Origin of the sequence: Delftia sp. ZNC0008 (assembly GCF_000799035.1) — a bacterium.
GTDB classification, from domain to species: Bacteria; Pseudomonadota; Gammaproteobacteria; order Burkholderiales; family Burkholderiaceae_C; genus Comamonas; species Comamonas tsuruhatensis.
In genome coordinates, this window is the sequence record NZ_JTKZ01000431.1 from 1 (window position 1) to 1,056 (window position 1,056).

General features: G+C 70.5%; 1 pseudogene. It reads left to right on the top strand.

The features are described 5' to 3' along the window. Positions 1-1,056: pseudogene (locus L995_RS14150) on the top strand (DUF6765 family protein); the annotation flags it as partial.

The following is a 1,056-nucleotide window of genomic DNA, read 5'->3' on the forward strand; positions in this document are numbered from 1 at the left end:
CCACGACGCCCTGGGCCGCCCCAGCCAGGCCATCGACACGGCAGGCCGCAGCATCACCTGGGCCTACCAGGGCAGCACCCAGGCTAGGCTCGATGGCCTGGGCAACCGGGGCCAGATCGAACGCGACAGCGAAGGCCGCATCAAGCGGCTGGGCCTGTACCGCGAAGGCCAGGACCTCCCCGAACGTGCGGCCTACTACGGCTGGAATGCGCAAGGGCGCCTGAGCCACCGCCTGCTGCCCGATGGGCGCCTGGACAGCTACACCTACGGCGACGCGGGCGAGCTGCTCCAGCACACCGATGGCGACGACACCCGCACGCGCTGGCTGGACAACGGCAGTCTCCATGCCAGCCTGTCGCAAACGCCCGATGGGGCGGTACGGCTGGCATTGCAAGGCCCGGCCAGCGCGGCGATGGAGCAGATCACCAGCAAATCCCGGAGCACCCAACCCGCCGAACGCCGCCAGGCCCTGCACGACGACTTCGGCCGCACCGTCTGGCTCCAGCTTGCCGATCATGGCCGCCAAAGCGCACGCTACAACGAAGCCGATCAATTGCGGGTGCACACCCGCGCCGACGGCAGCAGCACCCACTACCAGTACGCCCCCAGCGGGCGTCTGCTGGCCAAGCGCTACGAAGCGGCGCCCGGCGCAGATCGTCGCTCTTCCTCGCAAACCCGGCTGCACTACCAGGGCCGGCTGCTGCAGACCATCGACAGCAACTGGCAGCGCGAGTCCATCGAATACGACGCCCTGGGCCGCCCCTTGGCACGCACCATTGCGCTGGCCACGCCCGACGGCAAGGCCGAGCATACCTACCGCACCGCCACGCGCTATGGCCCGGACGGCCGGGTCCACAGCCGCACCCTGGCCGATGGCCGCGTGCTCGTCACCCGGCGCGGCCCCGCCAGCGAAGGCGCCAGCGTGCAAGGGCTGCAACTGCAAAGCGCCTGGGTGGCCGGCCTGCTGCAGGCCAGTGACCACTGGCTGGGCGCCGGCGCCACAGGCTTGCTCGAACGCCTGCTGCCCGCGCAGACGGTGGTCGGCGACATCCAAAC